Origin of the sequence: Dolichospermum circinale AWQC131C (genome assembly GCF_000426905.1) — a bacterium.
Lineage (GTDB): Bacteria > Cyanobacteriota > Cyanobacteriia > Cyanobacteriales > Nostocaceae > Dolichospermum > Dolichospermum circinale.
The window spans coordinates 3,616-5,310 of sequence record NZ_KE384656.1 but is presented as its reverse complement, the minus strand read 5'-3'; the positions used below and the strand labels follow the sequence as shown (position 1 = coordinate 5,310).

The window sequence follows — 1,695 nt, the reverse complement described above, 5'->3', positions numbered from 1 at the left end:
GAATAGAGGCTCATCATAAACAATACACCCATCTAAATTCTCAAAAGCACGAGCAATGACAGTCGAACGACTTCTAGGACAAGCCCACATAGCTATATGTTTGTTTTCATTTTTTTTGGAATTTCCAGCATCAACGGCATTCATATTAGGAAACGATAATTGGGACAATTAATTGTATCATATTTTAGAAACATCTCTAATTACCTTCTGTAGTTGGTCGAATCAAAATTTCATTCACATTCACATGATCGGGTTGTGTCACTGCATAGATTATAGCTCTGGCAATATCCTCACTTTGTAAAGGTGTTATTGTCTGACGTTGTTCTTCACTAAGCTGTTTGATGATGGGGTCAGAAATTAAGTCAATAAATGGTGTATCAACTAAACCTGGTTCAATGATGGTAACGCGAATGTTGTCTTTATACACTTCTTGGCGTAATGCTTCTGAAAGAGCATTGACACCCGATTTTGTAGCACTATAAACTCCAGCCCCAGCTTGCGCTATCCTGCCATCGACAGAAGATATATTGACTATATGCCCGGATTTTTGGGCTTTGAGAAGAGGTAAAACTGCGTGGATAGCATATAAAACTCCTAGAACATTCACATCGAATGCTCGTCTCCAGTCTGCGGGATTCCCAGTATCAATTGTACCAAATACACCAATTCCTGCGTTATTCACCAGAATATCCACATGTCCAAGTTCTCCATTGGTCTTTTGGACTAAGTTATTTACCTGAGCTTCATTTGTAATATCTGTAACAATAGATAACGCCTGACCGCCACTGGCTGCGATCTGTTTTGCTAGTACATCCAAACATTCAGCACGTCTTGCCGCGATTGCGACTTTTGCCCCCTCCGCAGCCAAGGCGAAGGCTGTAGCCGCTCCAATACCAGACGAAGCTCCAGTAATAATAGCTACTTTTCCATCTAATTTACCTGCCATCAGTCACTCCTTATTTTCGTTTTGCTCATGGGATATGTAATAATTGCCTTTTGTACTTGATTTTGTTTTTTGGTAATTTTTATATACAAAAGCTAAAAGTGCCTACAAAATAAACACTATGGGTTTTCTTCGTGCCATACAACTGAGGTTAACAAACACCATAAGTTACGCCTAGTTCCTTTAGCCATCGACGATAGGCAACTGTGCATTTATCTGATGGCACATGGATTTCCTGTAACAACCATTGCGTGTTTATCTGCTTTGGCGGTAACAGTGGTAAACGCGCTGGCTGTTGGGCATGTAGAATCCGAATATCTTGTTCTATTGTTTCGTCATATTCGGTTAGTAGCTTTGACTCCAAGGTTTTAGAGTCCAACATTCTAAGGCACTTCCATGTTATCAACATCTGCAATATGCTCTTGTCTTCATCAATCGGTGTGATGGTCATCAAATCCACAATCCGCATTTCAGGGGATTCTGAAACGCAGTATTGACATAAAGGATGACTAAGCCTCAACCAATTAACCCATGAGTCATCTTCGATATCGCTGACAATCCTTGATGTCTGGAATTGATACTTACCCATAGTCAGGCCATCTTTGTCTAGTTTCACCTCAAAGTTTTCAACTTTTGTATAATTGCGATCGCCTAACCAACCGTCATGGATAAAAGGAAAATGAGATACATCTAAGGAATTATCCATCACACGAAACGCACTAGCTTGAATCAAGTAAGACTTAGTATAAGTT

1 protein-coding gene and 1 pseudogene are annotated in these 1,695 nt (G+C 40.0%); both read right to left on the bottom strand.

Translation table 11 applies throughout. The features are described 5' to 3' along the window. Positions 1-196: 196 nt before the first annotated feature. On the bottom strand, positions 197-946 hold the full coding sequence (locus ACIR131C_RS0120105; protein ID WP_028088728.1) for an SDR family oxidoreductase: 750 nt from the start codon (positions 944-946) through the stop codon (positions 197-199). A 148-nt stretch (positions 947-1,094) separates the two neighbouring features. After that, a pseudogene (locus ACIR131C_RS26995) lies at positions 1,095-1,695 on the bottom strand (aromatic ring-hydroxylating oxygenase subunit alpha); the annotation flags it as partial.

Coding starts and splice junctions, on each gene's coding strand:
- ACIR131C_RS0120105 (WP_028088728.1), bottom strand. CDS start 946: ATGGCAGGTAAATTAGATGGAAAAGTAGCTATTATTACTGGAGCTTCG.